Consider the following 19,046-nt stretch of genomic DNA (forward strand, 5'->3'; position numbering starts at 1 on the left):
CAGAGTAGCCAAGTCCGGACGGGATAAACGCTGAAGGCATCTAAGCGTGAAGCCCCCCTCAAGATGAGATCTCTCATTCGAAAGAAGTAAGACCCCTTGAAGACGACGAGGTAGATAGGGCAGAGGTGGAAGGGCAGTAATGTCCGGAGCTGACTGTTACTAATCGGTCGAGGGCTTGACCTGAGACCTTAACGAAGGCGGAACGCAGTGGAGACTGAGTTTAGTTCGAAGGTCGTTCTCAGAGCGGAGCGAAGAGAACATACCCGAAAAGAGCCAGAGTTAAGAGAGCGGTTCTAAAAGGCAGAGTGTTTTATGATATGCAGTTTTGAAGGTGCATGGTTTTTATTTTATAATGCTTTATATCGGGGTGTGGCTCAGCTTGGCTAGAGCGCTTGATTTGGGATCAAGAGGTCGCAGGTTCGAATCCTGTCACCCCGACTTTTTCCAGAGATGTTTCTTCTATTTTTATAATTAATAAAATAGTAAGAGGACTCTGGTATTTTTTTTGCCTTTCAATCAAAAGGATGTATCTATTTAGGTATATGAGAGGGCGAAAAATTAAAATAAAAAATTGCTAAGAATACGCAATAAAAACATTGACAGATAAAAATATTTGCAATATAATAAGTAATTGTGACAGTATGGTTAAAAATACTTCGCCAATAGCCCCGGTGGGGTATTTGAACAATATATTTTTTAGAAAATATCTGATTGTTGGACGTTTGTTGTGATTGACGAGATCAACAGATGAAAGTGAGCTTTGATGTTTTCGGACATTTACATCAGGGAGCTAGTATTTCTTATACGATTAGATACACGAATAAGGAGGTTCACTATGAAAAGCTTTGTAGCCAGCCCGGCAACAATTGAAAGAAAATGGTATGTAGTTGACGCTGCAGATCAGACATTAGGACGTTTAACTTCACAGGTAGCAGCAATCCTGAGAGGTAAGAATAAACCAACATTTACACCAAACGTAGATACAGGTGATTATGTAATCGTAATCAATGCTGACAAGATTAAAGTAACTGGTAAGAAGATGGATCAGAAGATCTACTACAGCCACTCTGATTATGTAGGCGGTATGAAAGAAGCTACATTAAGAGAAAAAATGGCTAAGAAACCTGAAGATGTTATTACATTAGCAGTTAAGGGTATGCTTCCAAAGGGACCATTAGGAAGAGCTATGATCAAGAAGCTTCATGTATATGCAGGTCCTGAACACAACCATGCAGCTCAGAAACCAGAAGTACTTGAACTCAAGTATTAATTAATGAATTACATCGGAAGGAGAGAGAATAATGGCTTCAGTAAAATATTACGGAACAGGTAGAAGAAAAAAGAGTATTGCCAGAGTATACCTTACACCAGGTACAGGTAAGATTACAATCAACAAGAGAGATATCGATGAATATTTCGGTCTTGAAACATTAAAAGTTGTTGTTAGACAGCCACTTGTTGCAACAGAAACATTAGAGAAATTCGATGTATTAGTTAATGTTCACGGCGGCGGTTTCACAGGTCAGGCTGGTGCTATCAGACACGGTATCGCTCGTGCATTACTGAAAGCAGACGCTGAATTCAGACCAACTCTTAAGAAAGCTGGTTACCTGACAAGAGATCCACGTATGAAAGAACGTAAGAAATACGGTCTCAAAGCAGCTCGTCGCGCTCCGCAGTTCAGCAAACGATAATCTACGCGATGGCCATGAGCCATGCGACGTCAAATATGAAAAGCTTCGCCCATGCTTGCATGAGGCGGAGCTTTTTTTCATTTGACGTCATAGGGCGAAGCCCGTGACCGAGGAAAACCGAAGGTTTTTCGAGGGAAGCAAGGCGAATGTTCCCGGAAAATCAAGGTTTTCCGGGGTTTTCTTATACCTAAACGGGCTGATATAGTTTGACTTGATTTGACCAAACGAGAGCCGTTTTCACCCAATTTTTAGTGGTTAAATATAGGACAACCGGCAAAAATGGGGTCAAAAAACGGCCTTAGTGGTTAAAAAATAGGACAACCAGAGAGCAATTTCGGGGATATTTTTGAGGGTGATTTTGGTACTCTCAGACACCGGATTTTTCGCTGGAGGGTTTGGCATAATCTGACCAAATCTGAACAATTAAATACGATTCTAATGCAGGCACTCAGTAACAAATAATGATATGATACCTCTAAAGTAGATAAGGAAAATAACTAAAATCTACTTTGGAGGTATTTTTATGGGAAGAAAACCCAAATGTACGGTTGAAGAAAAAATTTCTGCTGTTGAGGATTATCTGAACGGAATACGTTCTGTCTCTCAAATTATGGTAGATTTATCTATTAAAAGCACACGAACCATAAGGGACTGGATACTGGCATATCAGAATGGAGGGATAGAAGCCATCTTTCCTGTTACAGCTAATCACTCCTATTCCAAAGAGTTTAAAACCGAAATGGTTCAAAGATATATCGACGGGGAGGGATCTGTTACCGATTTATGCGCCAGATATGGGATTCCTGCACATGTTACACTACAAAACTGGATTTCATTGTATAATGCCAATAGAGAACTTAGGGATTATGAACCCAATTGCTCTGCTTGGCGTGGCTGTGCTTATTACCTATTCCCCGCAGAATGGTGCAATTTTGCTGGTTATGGCATTTTTGATTAGCCCGATGGGGCTGCCGCTGGCTGCGATCTGGCTGCTGGGCAAGGTGCAGAGTTTGAAATTTGCGATCCAGGATTGGGTGTATGGGTAAATGATGTGAATATAATTTGGAATGAAAAGAAGCAGGACAATGGGAGATGAGACCCAATGCCCTGCTTCTCTGTTTATTCGGAACGAACTGTAATATATTTTTGATTGCGACTTTTAGGTTTATCGGGAATAGTCATTTCTAATTGCCCGGATTCTAAAAGCGGATTGATATGCTTCAAAGTGAAGTTTCTTAAATCTTTGAAGCCGCAAAATACTGCAAGCTCTTTCTTGGATTTTGGTGTTGTGCAAAAAGCCAAAATCTGTTTGGACATCGTTGATAGTTCAATATCTTGGTGGGTAACTTGGTGGATAACTTGGTGGGTATCACCCTCTAAGTTGTAGTTTACATTTTTCAAGATGACTCTGAAATCTGTCGCTGTTGAGGAAAATTCGGGCTTATATGCCTCTGTGTATCCAGGCAGCTTTTCAGTTTCACTGACAATTTTGCGTAGGCCACTTCCACGGCGTTCCATGTACTTCATGCGGTGGAACAGGTCAGCAATCACAGGGTTTCGTCGCATGGAACGGATACTGTAAATATCGTATTCCTGAATTGAGCCGCCGCCAAACATACCGCCAGGAGATGTGATTTCCACCCGATCATCAAACATATCAATATGGATTTCGCTGCCAAGCACAATATAATCACGATGGATAAGCGCATTAACAAGAGCCTCTGTCACAGCTCGTTCAGCATAATCCGGCTTGTCTACACGATACTGTGCCTCTTTGACAAAACGGACTTTGGAATTATTGCGAATAAATTCACTGCCGCTTTTCAGTAGATAAATCAGATTCCCTTCGTATTCTTTATCGTCCAGTGCATCATCAAAGATAGAGCCTTTTTCCAAGCCATTCCACCGGGTACAGAACATACGGGAGTTATAAACCGTGTGCTGATCGGTCATGAGTTTTCCGGCATTGGTCAGGAGTCCATTTTTATCAGTCAACCCAAAGGAAACATAATCGGATGGCTCAAAGCGGAGACCGGTTCGTTCCAGATAGGTTGCTTCCAGAAGTGTAAAGCTGTAATCCTTTTTTACCGCACCTGTTGTTAGGGTATCAAAGGACTGATTGGTTCCCTTTAAGATCAATTCATTTACAATGTAATCCGGGGCAATTACGCTTTCATTTCCAACACGGATATATGCTTCCATCACGCCGTCTGCCTTGTAATAATATGGGGTGCTGCGGCCGGGAGAAACCTCCAGAGCTAATAGATTATTACCATCTTCCGGTAATGGTTTTAAGATAAACTGAGGTAATGGTGTGATTCGTTCTTTGATTAAGCGGCTGATCGCCTCAGCATCCTTTTGAACATCGGACAAGCCAATAGGTTTCCGGTCATCAGAGACCCCGAAAAACAGAGTGCCGCCGATTCCATTGGAAAAGGCACTGACACTTTTTAACCAGCTTTTGGGTTTCTTTATTTCAAGTGCAACTTTGAAATCACATTCGGTTGCTTCAGCAATGAGCTGTTCTATCATAAAATCCCTCCTTTGAGGTAATGGTAGTTTCTTTATATTATACCCATAAGGAGAGTTTATTTCAACGATAGGAACAAAGAGTTCAGAGAAAATATTTTGAGAGGAGGGCCTTCTATTATGGCAACTACAAGAATCATGCCGCTTCATGTTGGCAAGGGCCGCACAGAAAGTCGGGCGATCAGTGACATCATCGACTATGTAGCAAACCCACAGAAAACAGATAACGGCAAGCTCATTACCAGCTATGCGTGTGACAGCCGGACTGCGGATGCAGAGTTTCTTCTGGCAAAGAGGCAATACATTGCCGCTACCGGACGAGTGCGTGGCGCAGATGATGTGATCGCCTATCATGTGCGCCAGTCCTTCCGTCCCGGTGAGATTACCCCGGAAGAAGCAAACAGGCTGGGTGTGGAATTTGCCAAGCGATTCACCAAGGGGAATCATGCCTTTGTGGTCTGCACTCACATAGACAAGTCGCACATTCATAATCACATTATCTGGTCATCGGTCAGCTTAGAATATGACCGGAAGTTCCGAAACTTTTGGGGCAGCACCAAGGCGGTTCGCCGGCTAAGTGACACCATCTGTATTGAGAATGAACTGTCCATTGTAGAGAATCCGAAACCTCACGGATTTTCGATATTGGCGATTTGCTTTACAGAAACATGGCTCAGATCCGTAAGCTCTTGCTGTGTCAGGTCTTTTTTTTCTCGGGCTTCCCGCATTTTTTGCCCCAAAGCAGTCAAATCATCAATCGGCATAATCGTTCACCTCAATAATATTGTATCGTTCCGGTTTATGTGATGGAATGACCTTATTATGCCGGTTAATGGGCTTGATTATACCGATTATAAAACTGAGGATACAAATTCCATTAAAGAGTAATGAAGGATGCAAACTTACCTGTATCTGTGACAGCATTCGGTGTGGTCTGAAGCAACTGGCAAAGTATTTTTAGGATAGAATAACAAAGGGCGCAAGGTCTCAAAATGTTTCCAGCACAGGGGCTTGCGCCTTATCTATATTTGGCCATTTAATAGGTTTGATTATGCAGATTAAAATTTAATATCTTTATGAAATCTTCAAATTTCCCTTGTATCCTCTTGTTGAAACCAAAAGAAAGGACAGTACAAAATATGAGTATAATCTTGAAAACAACAAATCTCTGCAAATCGTTCAACGGGCAGACAGCCGTAAATAACATATCGCTGAACATTGAAAGAAATTCCGTCTATGGATTGTTAGGACCAAATGGAGCCGGAAAATCTACAACACTCAAAATGATAACAGGTATTTTGAGGCCCACATCTGGGAGTATTGAGTTTGACGGCCACGCATGGAAACGCAGCGACTTAAACCATATTGGAGCGTTAATTGAAATGCCGCCGCTTTATGAAAATTTGACTGCCTATGAAAATCTGAAAGTAAGGACTACTATTTTAGGGCTGACAGATAAGCGGATTGACGAAGTGCTGCAAATCGTCCGGCTGACGGAAACAGGCAAGAAAAGAGCCGGACAGTTTTCTCTTGGTATGAAACAGCGTCTTGGAATTGCAGTTGCATTACTAAACAACCCGAAGCTGCTCATACTTGATGAACCAACCAACGGGCTTGACCCGATTGGGATTGAAGAACTTAGAGAGCTTATCCGTTCCTTTCCTGCAAAGGGTATTACCGTTATTTTATCAAGTCATATTCTCTCCGAGGTACAACAGACCGCTGACCACATCGGCATTATTGCGGGCGGCGTCTTAGGCTATGAGGGGAAACTTAATGCAAACGAAAATTTGGAACATCTTTTTATGGACGTTGTAAAAAGCAATCACAGGGAGGGTTAAGGCATGGACTATCTAAAATCAGAACATTTGAAATTCAAGAGGACAATATCGAACAAACTGATTTTCATTGTTCCGCTAATTACGGCTATTTTTGCATGGCTTATGGGTGGATATATAGGGTATCAGTACATGACGCTTTACTGGTGGTATGCGTTCCTGCTTCCGGGAGCAATCGCAATTTTGTGTTCTTTGTCACACAGAAAAGAAGAAAACGCCGGGAAATACTATTCGGTATTTTCTATGCCTGTAAATCTTTCGAGATTTGAATTTGCCAAGGGCATTATCTTAGTCGAAAAACTGCTTGTTTCAGCGATATTTTTAGCATTGCTTATTTCTATCAGTAATATCATTGCTCCGGCAACGGCAGTATATTCTCTTTTACACAGCATTACAGGAAGTATCGGAATTATCCTTGCGTCTGTCTGGCAAATCCCTTTGTGTCTGTACTTAGCACGCAAAACGGGAATGTTTGTGACGATTGTGTTAAATACAATACTTGGGATTGTCCTATCTACTGCTACCGCATTAGGAAATACAATAGCATGGTGGTTTGTACCGTATTGTTGGGCAGCAAAACTGGCAGAGCCACTTATGGGAATTGAAATGAACGGAACTTATGCGGGGAATTGTGGATTTTCTATAGCCATTATGATTTCCATTTCGTTGTCAATACTCTTGTTTCTTATTTTATCCTATGCCGACGCAAAGGATTTTTCCAAAGGGAGGTAGACAGAAATGGGGTTTATTTATGCGCTTCGTTCTGAACAGGAAAAAACGAAGCATACATCGTTTTGGGCTATTCATTTTTGTGTACCTGTTATGGGGGCATTGTTATTTCTTGCTTACTATTCCCTGTATGCCAGCACCGCAGACAGTAAAAAGCTCAAAATGATATTGGAAATTACGACAACGTTTTTTCCGGTGTTGATAAGCGTTATTGTTGGTCTGAACGTTGCACTGGAAGAAAAGGCTTCACACTTCCAAACGCTGCTTGCTGTACCAAACAGACACAAAAGTATGCTTGCAAAATTAACTTATCTTTATGGTTCAGGGGTATTTGCATTGTTCTTTCTGTTCCTGTTATTTGTGATTGGCATACATCTTTTGGGAATGGCTGATACAGTGCAGCTCGGAATGCTCATTGGAGCCGCCGCCGGGATGGCCTTTTGTAATTTTATAATATACATCTTGCACCTGTTCCTTAGCTTCAAATTTGGATTAGGGTTATCCCTGTTTTGGGGCGTGTTTGAAAGTCTGCAATGTATCTTATATAGCAATATTGAGCTGAAAGGTGTAGCCCGGTATATCCCCTTTGCATGGTCTATGAATTGGGTACAGGATATTTTGAGCCGACAAATTTTCAACTATGGAACAGAAAAAATATGGATTGCAGCATTAACGACAGGCGGCTTATTGCTGACCTTATTATGGTTTTCTCATTGGGAGGGAAGAAAAAATTATGAATAAAAGCAAAAAAATAATGCTACTTCTGCTGTTTACCTTTATCGTTTGTGTGGCTCTTGCTGGCTGTACTTTACAGGACAGAATCGAAGAATATTCCAGTGACAAGGAACAATGTTATTTGAATACGGAAAATGTAACACGTTTTTCCTATAAAGGTAACGATTACACCATTTTGGCAGATACCGTATCAAATGGCGGGCTTGGAGAATGGATTGGATATATCCGGCAGCTTGCCGCCATAGACGAGAACGGAAAAATATTGCTGCAAGAAAATGTTGAACCGGCAACTTTTCAATCCTTAGCGGATTTGGCGGAGAAAGCACCAGAAGCCGCTTACATTATTCCTTTTCTCAATGTATATGCGGCTCCTAACGCAGACGATTATCTTATTGTAGATGTAAACGGAGGGTATCATAAAGCTGTTATCAGCGAAAATGTCAAAGATAGCGATACTGTTTTTGATTTTAAGAAAACAGAAGAATCTATAAATGACAGCTTTGAAGTCAATCCAGAAAATGCGACACAACTTCTTTGGGGCGGGACGGTTTATCAAGTAACGTCTGATATGGTATCAGATGATGAATTAGGCAGCTACATTGATATTCTCGCTGAAAGTGTTACATTCGATACAGAAACGAAAATCCCTTTGTCAAAAGAAGATTTAAGCAAGATTGACTGGTACGGGGAAAATGACAGACAGGGGCGAGAGTCTTGGTTTTACACAGATGTCTATGAGATTTACGGAACCGATAAAGCGGAAGCGGTTGCGGTCAATGTAAATGATAACTACTATATTGCAAAGCGACAATGACAGCTTTCCTACCTTCTTACCCTTGGAGCTTGTGCTATACTAAAAAGGACAACGAAAGGAGGCAACAATATGGCGGCGATCCTTATGATTGATGATGAACGGGCTATTTTAGAGCTTGTCAAAAACGGGCTGCGAAAGGATGGGCATTTTGTGACCACTTATACCTCTGCTGCACAGGTACCGCTTGATAAGCTGAACAGATATGACTTGATTATACTGGATATTATGATGCCAGATGTAGACGGCTTTTCCTATTGTGATAAAATTCGTTCCCTTGTAGACTGTCCTATTCTTTTTCTGACAGCAAAGACAATGGAGCATGACATCACATTTGGGCTTGGTCTGGGAGCAGACGACTATCTGACAAAACCATTTCGTATTGCAGAATTGCGGGCGAGAGTAAACGCCCACCTACGGCGTGAACGTAGGGAACGACATACCGCACTTACCTTTGACCGCATAAAAATTGATTTATCTGAAAAAGAATTACGGGTAGATAACACGCCTGTTGCCTTAACGAAAAGCGAATATCTGATTTGTGAATATCTTGCAAGGAATAAAGGACAGGTATTTTCAAAAGAACAGATTTACGAAGCTGTTTTCAGCTTAGAGGGCGACAGTGATAATTCTACGATTTCTACTCATATCAAGAATATCCGGTCAAAATTGAACAAACTGGATATTCAGCCGATAGCGACAGTCTGGGGGATTGGATATAAATGGGAATGAAAAAAACAACATCACTGAAAGCGTCTTTTTGGAAATTCTTATGTATGCTGTTGATTGGACTAATAGGTGCGGTGGCAATACCATTTAGTCTTATTTTAGCTGGAACCAGTACAGGACTTATTACCTATGCGGATTATTCAGAACGCTGCACAAAAGATCTTGCTCCTGTTATTGCCGCAACGCCGGATTTGGCAGATGTGCAGCTTCCTATGGGCTGTGAATATTTGGTGCTGGATAAAAATTATCAAGTGACGGAAACGACCTTAGAGGGCGACGATTTGGACCGGGCTATGGAATACGCAATATCTGGGCAGATAAATACAAACCTCAACAAACAGTATTTGCTTGTGACCCGCGAAAATGAATATGTAGTGCTGCAATATTACATAGGTTCACAGTTTACAAATGAATGGCTTTATGAGCATTTTCCCTCACCGGAAATTCTACTTTATATTTTTATAGCAATCAACTGTATTGCAGTATGCGTGATATTGATAGCGAAGTTTGCAAAAAATATGCGGACGCAGCTCTCTCCGCTTTTTGAAGCGACAAGGCAGGTAGCAGAACAAAATCTTGATTATGAAGTGGGACATTCAAAAATCAAAGAATTTGAGGATGTACTTTGTTCTTTTGCAAATATGAAAGATAATCTGAAAATATCTTTAGAGAAGCAATGGAACGCGGAACAGTTACAGAGAGAACAGATTGCAGCACTCGCTCACGATTTGAAAACACCTCTGACCGTCATTCAAGGAAATATTGATTTGATAAATGAAACGGAGCTTGACGACGAACAACGTCTATATGCGAGTTACATCACTGAAAGCTCCGAGCGGATAGGCATTTATATTAAAGCGTTAATTGACATTTCCCGGACAATCGCCGGGTATCAGCTTCATTTGGAGAAATTTGATATAGCTGATTACATGGGCCAGATTAAAGCGCAGGCAAGCTCTTTATGTCTTACCAAAGGAATTTGTTTGCAACTGGAAACGGGGGTTAACCTGGGCACACTCAAGGCGGATAAGCTGCTGTTGGAACGGGCAATTATGAATGTGATAAGCAATGCGTTAGACTATTCTCCACCACAGGGGACAATTTATGTAACGGTGCAAAAAACGGACTGCTTTTTGCATATATCTATAACGGACGAGGGAGGCGGCTTCACACCGGAGGCTCTACATCATGCACAGGAACAGTTTTTCATGGGCGACAAAAGTCGTACTTCTAATATGCACTTTGGTATGGGACTTTATATCACAAGCAGCATTATCAAGCAACATGGCTGGCAGCTTGTTTTAAGCAATTCTAAAAAGACTGGCGGCGCACAGGTTATTATCAAAATTCCATATTAAAAGTAGTGGGCGGTACTGTGGTATCGCTCATTATTTTTTCAAATCTTTATGAAATCTACAAACTTTCCATATAGCATATGGGTAAAGAATAAAACTACAATCTGCCGGACGACGGCAAAAGAAAAAAGCCGTCGTAGAGCAGACAATTTGACACGCCCATTTGAAACGGCGGCTTTGATTTCAGAGCCGCCGTTTCTTTGCGTTTACACAATCCTATGACGACTTGCAGGGACACGGTAGCCGATTGGAGGTTATTTTGCCGTGTCCTTTTCTCTTTTTCGCAGTATCCATGATCTGCACCAGCTAAAAAAAGCGTAGCCCCTCCATCGGAGCAGTCCGGATTTGGATATGAACTATACCATGTAAGCAATCTTCTTTATAAAACATTTCTGCGTCCAGCAGGTCCGTTGCGACTTGCTGGGCGCTTTTTGCTGTTTTCCGAGGACAAGCCCGCCTCGAAAAAAATTTTTGAGAAATTTTCAAAAAGGAGGCTTTTAGCGGGTAGCGAGCGGATTTGCGTTCGCCTTGTTAGCGGAAAGGGAGAAACCCACCTCATTCCCCCAGGAAAGGGGGTGAAAAGATGGATATGATCCCCCGCAATGACTATGGCGAGCGGTGCCAGTTCGATGCTTACTGCAAGCTGGTACTGTACCATGAAGCAATCGACTACCTTCGGGAAATGCAGAGGCACCGTGATACCGTATCTTATCTCTACTTATAAAGCGTTGCAGAAGTCCAAAAATGCCCGCAAAATAAGAAAAACAGAGGATGTTCAGACAACCTCCGTTTCTTCATTCGGCTTTTCAATTTTTAAGGCCCCGTCAATGGCACCTTCCACGATAGGCAAATACTGTTCCGGGCAGAGTTTCAACTTCTGTCCGGCCCGCTGGCGCAGCTCGCTTTCCTCTCGCATGACCTCTGGATTGAAATATCTCTCCATCGGCAGGCCGCAGATTTTTACAAGCTGTATGATGACCGGCAGGCTGGGGATCGTGCCCTCGTTTTCAATGTTGGCAAGATACCTGGTATCAATATTCATCTTTTCGGCTAAATCTTTTCGTGCAAGGTTCTTCGCCTTCCGTGCTTCTTTTACATCCGCACCGAAAGTTTCAAAACCGGGGCAATCTTCGATTTTTGCCATATTGCATCATCCACATACATTCTATATTTCATAGTCTGCCTGTGGAATGTTGCGATATGTGCTTGTTCTAAACTTTATATTTCATATTACCGATTGAGCAATATATCCGAGCTTAATAGCTTTTGTTATCATCTCAACGGTAGAGCTAACTTGCAATTTTTCAAAAATATGTTGCAAATGATTTGATACTGTTCGTTCACTAATAAAAAGCTGTTCAGCGATTTCGCGGCGCCTAACTCCTGATGCAACCAATTCGAGAACTTTTCTCTCTCCGTCTGTCAGCTCTTCTATAAATACTTCTTCCCGTGGGAAGTGTGTTGCCCCATCTTTGATGGTCAATAAAATGTGCAATAACTCATCTGGTTCTACATCCTTACTGATAAACCCTCTTGCACCGATCCTCTTTGCTTCTTTGCGATAAACAGGAAGATTATAGCCAGAAAGAATGACTATTTTTTGATCTGGAAAACGCTCCAACAAATGTTGTGTGAGCATTAAACCGTCCTCGTCTGTCAGTCCTCCTAAGTTAATGTCAATCAGTAAAATATCTGGTAGTTCTGTGGCAATTTGTTTTTCCAAATTTTGAATATCCTTTGTACTGGAAAATTGCTCAATCTCTGGATTATCACACAGGGCAATCGAAAGACTTTTGGCAAAAAGTATATGGTCATCGACCAACAAAATTTTCATACGAATCACCTCCGTTCATAGGCATAGAAATGACAACTGCCGTTCCGCCGCCAGTAGCGGGTTGGATGTTCATAGTGCCATCTAATAAACTGACCTGTTCCCCAATAGAAGCAAGCCCCTGATGTGAACCTGACTTATAAGTGAACGGTTTGAACCCAATACCATTATCCGTCACCTTTAGGGTAATGCGTCCGTCCTCCTGCATCAGCAGCACATCGATTGTCGTTGCGGAGGAATGTTTTAACGCATTTGTTACCAGTTCTTTTATCATTCGATAGATGAGTACATTATATGGCTCTACAAGAAATACATCTTTATCGCAGTCCAAACATATATTTGCAGAATGGTTTTCTTCCATTGAATCAAGCAGATTTTGAATATTTTCCTTTAAGGTCAGACTTTTTACCAGATTTGGGTGATAAGTCTGCATTTGAAAACGGATGGAAGCATTTAATTCTGTCAACGTATCGAGAAGTAACCTCCTTATCTCTGGCTGTTCTGCTTTACATAACATGTTTTTGATGGAAAGCAAGTTTTGCAAAATATTATCGTGCAAATAGTTGGAAAAATCTTTTTTTAAGTTTTCTTCCCGTTTAATCTGTTCCAGTGAATAGGCGTAGAAGTGCTGACGATCCGTGGGGTTATTATAGTTGGTCGGCTGTCTGCAAATCCGCACATACAAAAGGATATTGTAAACCTGTGCCAGCAGAACCACTATGTAAACACTCATCAAAATTGCCATAAGTGGGATTTGAAAAAGATATGCCATTCCAACAAGTCCAACCAATCCGACAAAAACCAGAGCAACGATATATCCCCCTGACAGCGTTAAAAATTGTACCTGCTGTGGATGGTATTGGAACACGATACTATGAATACATACAAATGCCAGCATAACGGGGATGTAGCTCCCCATGCTTGCCATATATTCCGCTTCCCTGTGAAAAACGAAAAGGTATATTACAAATGGAATTACTACAAGAGCCAGTGGAAAAAGCAGACGTTTCCTTTGACTTTTCAGCACAAAGACAATTCGTTTTCTCTGTATGATACCAACGACAGCAAGAGCCAGTGTCGAGATAAAAAATTGCAGTTGGTAGGCTGTGAAAAAAGCCCTATCTGAAAAGAAGAAGCAAATAATTGCTGTTACGCAGGAAATTTTCAAAAAAGCAAGCAGCGCTTTTTGCCCCCGATAGGCGGAACTCTGAAATAAAAATGTCTGTATGAAATATGCTGACTGATAAAAACAGACAGGCAACAACAGCATGGAAACCGCTTTGGATATTGGCCGGAAATCAAACAGGTACAATAAGAATTGCCAGCCCAGCAACAATAACAATAAGGAAAAGTGGTTCAGAACCTTATTACATTTTACATTCTTATATGAGATATACGCCGCGTCAAAAAACAAGAGCGACAAAGATAGAAAATGAACAAGGTAATTGCTTTCTATATAATGTCCGTTGTACGCTATAAAGCCGAGATAAATGATCACGGCAAATTGATTCAACACACAAATAATCTGTCTTGAGAAATATGTGCTTTTCGTATTTTCCACCCCCATTCCTTTTCTAATATTGTACTGTCCTTTCCCAATGAGTTCAAGGTTACTATTCCAAAATATTTTTGAATAAACCAACGGCTGACACTGATGAAAGTGCCAGCCGCCGCTTTATATCAAGGCAATTTTATAGCAGGAACGTTTTGTTAGCTGGTAATAGATAGCATAGATAATGGAGAAGATCGCCACCGCCAAAAGGATCGGCGCAACAACGGCACTGTTCCGTCCGAGTAGATCGTCCATCAGTGCAGACTTATAACAAATCATCGCAAAAATGCTGTGCAGCGATCCAATAACATAGGGAATACCGTAATAAATCTGTATCTGCCGACGCACACATTTTTTAATCATTGTGTGACTATATCCCATTTTCAGCATGATTTCATAGTCCGGTTTGTCATAGGTTACGGACGAAATATTTTGAAAGTAAAGAATACTGCCCGTAGCAATTAAGAAAATAATCGTAGTAAAACAAATTAGCAAAAAAGTGGAACTTGCATCGCGGACAAAGGTACTTTCTCTTTGCCATGCGCTTGCCAGATAAATGTTGTCCGGCATAGACGCTTTCAAAGCTGTGTAGGCAGTTTCATTAGAGCGCATTTTTTCACCATTAATACTGATAACCGAAACTCTATCTATGGTACTGTCACGCATTTTTTGATAAAGGTTATCCGACAAAATCAGCGTTCCAACACTGTTTGAAAAGCCAATAGGATTATCAATGCTTGTCTGTTTTACTGTTACATCGGTTATTCCTGTTCCAAAGTCCAGACGATACGAGGCTCCCATGTCAGAATGTTCATGGTCTGGATAGTATTTGATTAAAATGCAATCCGTATCTGATAATTCTGGAATATCCGTTTTCTTTCCCTGCTGAGAAAGCAGGGTGGCATAGTCTGTCCGGCTGATACATTCAAATCCGGGAATACGCCCCTTATCTTCACTGATACAGTATTCTGTCGGCAGACGATCAGAAGTTGCTTTTACTTTGAAAATAATCGTTTCATAAACTTCGTATTCCTGTTCGTCGCAAGCCTCCTGTAAAGCCTGCAAAGAGATTTCCTTTTCCTGCTCATTTGTCACTCGGTATTCAATGGCAGAGGGGATAATGCGCCGGAAAGATTGGTATGGATACCACATAGAAAGAACCGTCGAGCCAAAGACCGCCAGCGTCCCCGCTGTCAGCAGGATCAGCAGAATCAGTGATTTCGCATTAGAACGGATGCGGTGCATAAACTTTGGCACTACAATAATGGTATCTTCATGGTAAAGTCTGCTTTTTTTCTGCCGGATTTTCTGACAGACATAGGGTAGGAATGAGTACATAAACAGAATCGTTCCTGCCACAACACAAAGAAGTGTCAGCATGGCAATAGGAGAAAATCCAATGGTATTCCACAATGACTGCTTTCCCCGCATAATGTCCAATGCAAGGCCGTACCCTGCGCTGAGAAATCCGACACCCAATATCGCTGTTATTGCATGGGGATGGATCGGTTTTTCCGTTTTATTTTCCAGTCGCACCAAATCAAGCAGGGTAGATTTTCGGAGCAGACTTGCGTTAGAAAGTGTAAGTGTAATCAGCACGACGATTACAAAGGAAAGGATTCCCTTTACTGCTGCCGGGTAAATTAGAGGGATTGCGCTTTGATCTACGGATATTTCCAAAAGGGTCACAATTCCGGCGATTACGATTTTGTGGAGAATACTGCCAGTCAGAATCCCAAGAATCATACCGCCAAAGCAGATCATTACATTTTCAAAGATCAGTAATTTCAATATAGTTGATTTTCGATACCCAAGTAGCGAATAAATCCCTAATTCTCTCATACGTCGCCGCATAAAAAAACTATTGGAATAGAACATATAAAAAATGACAAATGCCATGATGAATACTGCTACTGTCCGGCACATGGTTTCCACTCTGCCATCCGAAGATATTTTTTCCATGATGATCTGGTTCATGGAAAATGAAGTAAAGCAGAAGTAAATCATCAAGACAAAAGAAACGGAAAAAAGGTACAGGAAATAAAACGAAAAGTTCCGTTTCAGATTTTTTAAGGCGATTGCGGATAATTTCATGTTGCCACCCCCCCTTAACGCTTTTCGTCCTGTCTGGCGGTTTCTTGCATGATTTCCTCATAGAATTCACGGCGTTCCCTGTTACACCGTTTCAATTCGGAAATGATATGCCCGTCCTTAAAGTACAAAATGCGATCTGTATAGCTTGCCGCATACGGGTCATGTGTTACCATTAAAATTGTTGTCCCTAAAGCCTGATTGACTTCTGAGAGGGCAAAGAGCAGTTCCGTTGCTGAACTGCTGTCCAATGCCCCGGTGGGTTCGTCTGCAAAAATTAACGGCGAGCGTTTTACCATTGCACGAGCCGCCGCTACACGTTGCCGTTGACCGCCAGACAATTCACTGGGATATTTTTTCAGTTGTGAAGCAATTCCGAACAGTTCCGCAAGCTCCATCACTTTTTTATCAATCGTCTTTGCGCTTTCATGGAGCAAAGTCAAGGGAACTGCAATATTTTCCTGCACAGTCAGACTGTCCAACAAAAAATACTCTTGAAAGATAAAGCCGAGATTATTCTTACGAAAATCGGCTGCCTGTGTTTGACTAAGCTCTTGAATTTTTTTCCCTCCCATGCGGATGCTGCCGCTTGTAGGAATATCAATAGTGGATAGCACATTCAAAAGCGTTGTTTTGCCGGAGCCGGAAGCTCCCATAATACCGAGAAATTCACCCTGCATTACTTCAAAAGAAACATGATCCAGTCCTGGTTTCGGCTGGTTTGGATAGATTTTGGTGATGTCTTTTACTTCCAATAGTGTACTCATAATTGCTCGCTCCTTTCAATGTACACAGGCAGTATATCGAACACAGTAAAAAAGCGCATGAGTAAATCACGCAGAAAACATGCGTGATTTACTCATGCTGGATTTGTCCTTCCTTGATATGATATTCATAAAATAGAAAAAACCATATCTGACGGACGGCGACAAAAGAAAAAGCCGACGTACAGCAGAGATAATTACGGAGGATGGGAAAAGAGGAAACATGAAAAAACATCTTAAATTATGCGTAATAAGCTCAATATTTTTTGCCCTACTCGTTTATTTGATCTGGGGTAATACGGCGTTGACGGTAAGTAACATAAAAATTTCAAGTAGCCGTATTCCTATCGCATTTTCCGGGTTCCGAATAGCACAGGTATCAGACCTGCACAACGCAGAATTTGGGAAAGACAATAGAAAGTTGCTGGAATTGCTGTCAGAAAGTAAACCGGACATTATTGCAATAACGGGGGATTTAGTGGACGCAGGGCATACGGATATTGGTGTAGCTCTTGATTTTGCAAAAGAAGCGGTTAAGATTGCTCCTGTCTATTATGTAACAGGAAACCATGAAGCAAGCCTTTCACAGTATAATGAACTCAAAGCAGGACTTGAAACCATTGGCGTAACTGTGCTTGACAATGATGCCGTACAATTAAACCATGGCAAAGAAGCAATATCGCTTATTGGACTTTCTGACCCCGATTTTACGATAAAAGGAGATATATTCGGAGAAGTCCCGGCTATGGTTAGTACAAAGCTGAATAATCTTGCTGATGATGAAAATAGCTACACCATTTTGCTGTCGCACCGGCCAGAATTGTTTGAAAGCTATGTACATTGCAATATTGATTTGGTTTTAAGCGGACACGCACACGGCGGTCAATTCCGCTTGCCATTTATCGGCGGGTTGATCGCACCCAATCAAGGGCTATTTCCACAGTATGACGCAGGGCTATATACAAGTGGCAGTACAAATATGATTGTTAGCCGTGGATTAGGTAACAGCATTATTCCCATCCGTTTTAACAATCGCCCGGAAGTCGTTGTAATTGAACTTCTCAATATGGACTGTTAAGACAAATTTATAGAAAACCGAATTATAAAACAGTCTGCCGCGCGACGGCAAAAGAAAAAAAGCCGTCGCAGAGCAGACACATTTTCACGCGCCTATGAAACGGCGGCTTTGATTTTCAGAGCCGCCGTTTCTTTTTGATTTTCAGACTGATTCTCATGCAATCAGGAGTGTTGTATAGTTTATCACAACAAATCGACAAAATCAGACAATACGGAATACGGAAAGGTTAGCTATGCGCGTTTTCATATGCTTTTCGGATTTCCTCCGGCAAGTGGTCGGGAATCAGTGACTTTAGTCTGTCCTCACTGCCGTCTTTGATTGCCTGCTCATAGTACCAGCATTTGAAATTCAGCATATCCAGAGTGCGATTCATCTGCTCAAGCTCTGCCTCCATGTGCGACCGTTGCTCCTCAAACAGTGCCTTGCGTTGCGGGTAGGTGGACGGCCCTTCTACACACCAATCCATGAACTGCCGGATGTCCTTGATCTCCATGCCAGCCTTTTTCAGGCATTCAATGACCCGGAGTGCTTCAATCTCCGTGTCACCGAATTTGCGGATGCCGGACACCCGTTCCATGTTCGGAAAAAGTCCCTGTTTATCATAATAGCGCAGCGTGGAGATAGGCAATCCGAACATCTCTGCCACCTGTCCAATTGAATACATAAATTTCCCTCCCAAAATTTTCAAAAATATCTTGACCTAAAGTCAGGTTTAGGTGATACCATGAGAATACCACAGAGAATATAAAAATGCAAGGAGTGTTCTACGATGAATAAAAAGGTACTAATCATTTCCTCAAGTCCCCGTAAGGGCGGCAACTCCGAAACGCTGGCGGCAGCATTTGCCAAGGGCGCACGGGAGGCAGGCAATCAGGTAGAAACCGTATATCTGCGGGAAAAACAGGTTGGCTTCTGCAAGGGCTGTCTTGCCTGCCTGAAGTTGGGGCACTGCGTCATTCAGGACGATGCCGTGGAAATTGCCGCCAAAATGCACGATGCGGATGTGCTGGTGTTCGCAACACCCGTCTACTATTACTGCGTCAGCGGTCAGCTCAAGACTATGCTGGATCGTGCCAACCCATTGTTCGATACGGATTACGCCTTTACGAAAGTCTATTTGCTGGCAACAGCGGCAGAGGACGCACCGGAAACCTTTGCGGGCACAGAGAAAGCTGTGCAGGGTTGGGTAGACTGCTTCCCACGCTGTGCGCTGGCTGGCACAGTGTTTGCAGGCGGCGTAAACGGCGTGGGAGAGATCGCAGGTCATATTGCATTGGAGCAAGCTTATCAGATGGGCAAGGAGGTGTGAG

The 19,046-nt window shown here is 42.1% G+C and carries 19 protein-coding genes, 1 tRNA gene, 1 rRNA gene and 3 pseudogenes; 16 read left to right on the forward strand and 8 right to left on the reverse strand.

Translation table 11 applies throughout. From position 1 onward, the window contains the following. The 6 genes and pseudogenes from NBH03_RS09145 to NBH03_RS09170 all read left to right on the forward strand — a co-directional run. Nucleotides 1–183, forward strand: a 23S ribosomal RNA gene (locus tag NBH03_RS09145); the annotation flags it as partial. 180 nt (nucleotides 184–363) lie between these two features. Next, nucleotides 364–438: transfer RNA gene (locus NBH03_RS09150), tRNA-Pro, on the forward strand. 397 nt (nucleotides 439–835) lie between these two features. Beyond that, nucleotides 836–1,270 (forward strand): 50S ribosomal protein L13, encoded by a 435-nt coding sequence (rplM, locus tag NBH03_RS09155; RefSeq protein ID WP_015515107.1) that lies wholly within the window; start codon nucleotides 836–838, stop codon nucleotides 1,268–1,270. Nucleotides 1,271–1,301: 31 nt separating this feature from the next. Continuing rightward, a complete protein-coding gene (rpsI, locus tag NBH03_RS09160) occupies nucleotides 1,302–1,694 on the forward strand; it encodes a 30S ribosomal protein S9 (protein ID WP_015515108.1) in 393 nt (130 codons plus the stop codon). Nucleotides 1,695–2,217: 523 nt separating this feature from the next. After that, nucleotides 2,218–2,652 (forward strand): helix-turn-helix domain-containing protein, encoded by a 435-nt coding sequence (locus tag NBH03_RS16215; protein ID WP_442872338.1) that lies wholly within the window; start codon nucleotides 2,218–2,220, stop codon nucleotides 2,650–2,652. Then, nucleotides 2,570–2,740 (forward strand): annotated as a pseudogene (locus tag NBH03_RS09170) (CD1845 family protein); the annotation flags it as partial. The gene NBH03_RS16215 and the pseudogene NBH03_RS09170, both read left to right, overlap by 83 nt. Nucleotides 2,741–2,813: 73 nt before the next feature. Here NBH03_RS09170 and NBH03_RS09175 read toward each other — a convergent pair. Continuing rightward, nucleotides 2,814–4,226, reverse strand: coding sequence for an ATP-binding protein (locus NBH03_RS09175; protein ID WP_250799462.1), 1,413 nt, complete (start codon nucleotides 4,224–4,226; stop codon nucleotides 2,814–2,816). Between the two features lie 117 nt (nucleotides 4,227–4,343). Here NBH03_RS09175 and NBH03_RS09180 point away from each other — a divergent pair. Next, a pseudogene (locus NBH03_RS09180) lies at nucleotides 4,344–4,865 on the forward strand (relaxase/mobilization nuclease domain-containing protein); the annotation flags it as partial. Here NBH03_RS09180 and NBH03_RS09185 read toward each other — a convergent pair. Next, nucleotides 4,862–4,987, reverse strand: a pseudogene (locus NBH03_RS09185) (helix-turn-helix domain-containing protein); the annotation flags it as partial. The pseudogenes NBH03_RS09180 and NBH03_RS09185 sit on opposite strands and share 4 nt — an antisense overlap. 375 nt (nucleotides 4,988–5,362) lie before the next feature. Here NBH03_RS09185 and NBH03_RS09190 point away from each other — a divergent pair. From NBH03_RS09190 to NBH03_RS09220, 7 genes are all read left to right on the forward strand, one after another. Further along, nucleotides 5,363–6,064, forward strand: coding sequence for a lantibiotic protection ABC transporter ATP-binding protein (locus NBH03_RS09190; protein ID WP_117528056.1), 702 nt, complete (start codon nucleotides 5,363–5,365; stop codon nucleotides 6,062–6,064). Between the two features lie 3 nt (nucleotides 6,065–6,067). Then, nucleotides 6,068–6,793, forward strand: coding sequence for a lantibiotic immunity ABC transporter MutE/EpiE family permease subunit (locus NBH03_RS09195; protein WP_250799403.1), 726 nt, complete (start codon nucleotides 6,068–6,070; stop codon nucleotides 6,791–6,793). A gap of 6 nt (nucleotides 6,794–6,799) precedes the next feature. Next, nucleotides 6,800–7,531 carry a lantibiotic immunity ABC transporter MutG family permease subunit gene (locus tag NBH03_RS09200; protein WP_250799406.1) on the forward strand — a complete coding sequence of 244 codons (732 nt, stop codon included), beginning with the start codon at nucleotides 6,800–6,802 and terminating at the stop codon, nucleotides 7,529–7,531. Next, the gene (locus NBH03_RS09205) at nucleotides 7,524–8,339 is read left to right on the forward strand and encodes a NisI/SpaI family lantibiotic immunity lipoprotein (RefSeq protein WP_250799409.1); all 816 of its coding nucleotides are present in this window, start codon (nucleotides 7,524–7,526) and stop codon (nucleotides 8,337–8,339) included. Before NBH03_RS09200 ends, NBH03_RS09205 begins: the two co-directional genes overlap by 8 nt. A gap of 69 nt (nucleotides 8,340–8,408) precedes the next feature. Continuing rightward, a complete protein-coding gene (locus tag NBH03_RS09210) occupies nucleotides 8,409–9,068 on the forward strand; it encodes a response regulator transcription factor (protein WP_044922413.1) in 660 nt (219 codons plus the stop codon). Continuing rightward, complete coding sequence (locus NBH03_RS09215; protein WP_250799412.1) at nucleotides 9,059–10,423, forward strand: sensor histidine kinase; 1,365 nt, start codon at nucleotides 9,059–9,061, stop codon at nucleotides 10,421–10,423. The genes NBH03_RS09210 and NBH03_RS09215 overlap by 10 nt, the downstream gene beginning before the upstream one ends. A gap of 580 nt (nucleotides 10,424–11,003) precedes the next feature. Next, a complete protein-coding gene (locus NBH03_RS09220; protein WP_250799415.1) occupies nucleotides 11,004–11,144 on the forward strand; it encodes a hypothetical protein in 141 nt (46 codons plus the stop codon). 51 nt (nucleotides 11,145–11,195) lie between these two features. Here the strand turns inward: NBH03_RS09220 and NBH03_RS09225 are convergent, their stop codons facing one another. The 5 genes from NBH03_RS09225 to NBH03_RS09245 all read right to left on the reverse strand — a co-directional run bounded on the left by NBH03_RS09225 (nucleotide 11,196) and on the right by NBH03_RS09245 (nucleotide 16,661). After that, nucleotides 11,196–11,564 carry a helix-turn-helix domain-containing protein gene (locus NBH03_RS09225; RefSeq protein WP_250799418.1) on the reverse strand — a complete coding sequence of 123 codons (369 nt, stop codon included), beginning with the start codon at nucleotides 11,562–11,564 and terminating at the stop codon, nucleotides 11,196–11,198. 81 nt (nucleotides 11,565–11,645) lie between these two features. Further along, nucleotides 11,646–12,254, reverse strand: coding sequence for a response regulator transcription factor (locus NBH03_RS09230; protein WP_252193462.1), 609 nt, complete (start codon nucleotides 12,252–12,254; stop codon nucleotides 11,646–11,648). Beyond that, a complete protein-coding gene (locus NBH03_RS15990; RefSeq protein ID WP_250799421.1) occupies nucleotides 12,232–13,812 on the reverse strand; it encodes an ATP-binding protein in 1,581 nt (526 codons plus the stop codon). The genes NBH03_RS09230 and NBH03_RS15990 overlap by 23 nt, the downstream gene beginning before the upstream one ends. A gap of 114 nt (nucleotides 13,813–13,926) precedes the next feature. Continuing rightward, nucleotides 13,927–15,897, reverse strand: coding sequence for an FtsX-like permease family protein (locus NBH03_RS09240; RefSeq protein WP_331476102.1), 1,971 nt, complete (start codon nucleotides 15,895–15,897; stop codon nucleotides 13,927–13,929). Between the two features lie 14 nt (nucleotides 15,898–15,911). Continuing rightward, nucleotides 15,912–16,661 carry an ABC transporter ATP-binding protein gene (locus tag NBH03_RS09245; RefSeq protein ID WP_250799428.1) on the reverse strand — a complete coding sequence of 250 codons (750 nt, stop codon included), beginning with the start codon at nucleotides 16,659–16,661 and terminating at the stop codon, nucleotides 15,912–15,914. 220 nt (nucleotides 16,662–16,881) lie between these two features. Here NBH03_RS09245 and NBH03_RS09250 point away from each other — a divergent pair, with 220 nt between their 5' ends. After that, nucleotides 16,882–17,736, forward strand: a complete 855-nt coding sequence (locus tag NBH03_RS09250) for a metallophosphoesterase (RefSeq protein WP_250799430.1) — start codon at nucleotides 16,882–16,884, stop codon at nucleotides 17,734–17,736. A 226-nt stretch (nucleotides 17,737–17,962) separates the two neighbouring features. Here the strand turns inward: NBH03_RS09250 and NBH03_RS09255 are convergent, their stop codons facing one another. After that, nucleotides 17,963–18,400 (reverse strand): MerR family transcriptional regulator, encoded by a 438-nt coding sequence (locus NBH03_RS09255; protein ID WP_250799432.1) that lies wholly within the window; start codon nucleotides 18,398–18,400, stop codon nucleotides 17,963–17,965. A 105-nt stretch (nucleotides 18,401–18,505) separates the two neighbouring features. Here NBH03_RS09255 and NBH03_RS09260 point away from each other — a divergent pair, with 105 nt between their 5' ends. After that, a complete protein-coding gene (locus NBH03_RS09260; RefSeq protein ID WP_250799433.1) occupies nucleotides 18,506–19,045 on the forward strand; it encodes a flavodoxin family protein in 540 nt (179 codons plus the stop codon). Nucleotide 19,046: the final 1 nt, after the last annotated feature.

It is taken from the genome of Coprococcus intestinalis (genome assembly GCF_023656595.1).
In the GTDB taxonomy this organism is placed as follows: domain Bacteria; phylum Bacillota; class Clostridia; order Lachnospirales; family Lachnospiraceae; genus Coprococcus_A; species Coprococcus_A intestinihominis.

Bases quoted from the DNA above. Each gene is read 5' to 3' on its own strand.
- rplM (WP_015515107.1), top strand. From the start codon at position 836: ATGAAAAGCTTTGTAGCCAGCCCGGCAACAATTGAAAGAAAATGGTAT.
- rpsI (WP_015515108.1), top strand. From the start codon at position 1,302: ATGGCTTCAGTAAAATATTACGGAACAGGTAGAAGAAAAAAGAGTATT.
- NBH03_RS09240 (WP_331476102.1), bottom strand. From the start codon at position 15,897: ATGAAATTATCCGCAATCGCCTTAAAAAATCTGAAACGGAACTTTTCG.
- NBH03_RS09250 (WP_250799430.1), top strand. From the start codon at position 16,882: ATGAAAAAACATCTTAAATTATGCGTAATAAGCTCAATATTTTTTGCC.
- NBH03_RS09220 (WP_250799415.1), top strand. From the start codon at position 11,004: ATGGATATGATCCCCCGCAATGACTATGGCGAGCGGTGCCAGTTCGAT.
- NBH03_RS09230 (WP_252193462.1), bottom strand. From the start codon at position 12,254: ATGAAAATTTTGTTGGTCGATGACCATATACTTTTTGCCAAAAGTCTT.
- NBH03_RS09225 (WP_250799418.1), bottom strand. From the start codon at position 11,564: ATGGCAAAAATCGAAGATTGCCCCGGTTTTGAAACTTTCGGTGCGGAT.
- NBH03_RS09255 (WP_250799432.1), bottom strand. From the start codon at position 18,400: ATGTATTCAATTGGACAGGTGGCAGAGATGTTCGGATTGCCTATCTCC.
- NBH03_RS09195 (WP_250799403.1), top strand. From the start codon at position 6,068: ATGGACTATCTAAAATCAGAACATTTGAAATTCAAGAGGACAATATCG.
- NBH03_RS09245 (WP_250799428.1), bottom strand. From the start codon at position 16,661: ATGAGTACACTATTGGAAGTAAAAGACATCACCAAAATCTATCCAAAC.
- NBH03_RS09215 (WP_250799412.1), top strand. From the start codon at position 9,059: ATGGGAATGAAAAAAACAACATCACTGAAAGCGTCTTTTTGGAAATTC.
- NBH03_RS09200 (WP_250799406.1), top strand. From the start codon at position 6,800: ATGGGGTTTATTTATGCGCTTCGTTCTGAACAGGAAAAAACGAAGCAT.
- NBH03_RS09205 (WP_250799409.1), top strand. From the start codon at position 7,524: ATGAATAAAAGCAAAAAAATAATGCTACTTCTGCTGTTTACCTTTATC.
- NBH03_RS09260 (WP_250799433.1), top strand. From the start codon at position 18,506: ATGAATAAAAAGGTACTAATCATTTCCTCAAGTCCCCGTAAGGGCGGC.
- NBH03_RS09210 (WP_044922413.1), top strand. From the start codon at position 8,409: ATGGCGGCGATCCTTATGATTGATGATGAACGGGCTATTTTAGAGCTT.
- NBH03_RS09175 (WP_250799462.1), bottom strand. From the start codon at position 4,226: ATGATAGAACAGCTCATTGCTGAAGCAACCGAATGTGATTTCAAAGTT.
- NBH03_RS16215 (WP_442872338.1), top strand. From the start codon at position 2,218: ATGGGAAGAAAACCCAAATGTACGGTTGAAGAAAAAATTTCTGCTGTT.
- NBH03_RS09190 (WP_117528056.1), top strand. From the start codon at position 5,363: ATGAGTATAATCTTGAAAACAACAAATCTCTGCAAATCGTTCAACGGG.